The following is a 215-nucleotide window of genomic DNA, read 5'->3' on the forward strand; positions in this document are numbered from 1 at the left end:
TGCTCCGTCAGACTTTCGTCCATTGCGGAAGATTCCCTACTGCTGCCTCCCGTAGGAGTCTGGGCCGTGTCTCAGTCCCAGTGTGGCCGATCACCCTCTCAGGGCGGCTACGCATCGTTGCCTTGGTGAGCCGTTACCTCACCAACTAGCTAATGCGACGCGGGTCCATCCATAAGTGACAGCCGAAGCCGCCTTTCAATTTCGAACCATGCAGT

1 rRNA gene is annotated in these 215 nt (G+C 57.7%); it reads right to left on the minus strand.

The window, feature by feature from the left end:
• Position 1 precedes the first annotated feature (1 nt).
• A 16S ribosomal RNA gene (locus MR113_RS28145) occupies positions 2-215 on the minus strand; the annotation flags it as partial.

The sequence above is a fragment of the Bacillus cereus group sp. BfR-BA-01379 genome (assembly GCF_022663605.1).
GTDB classification, from domain to species: domain Bacteria; phylum Bacillota; class Bacilli; order Bacillales; family Bacillaceae_G; genus Bacillus_A; species Bacillus_A mobilis.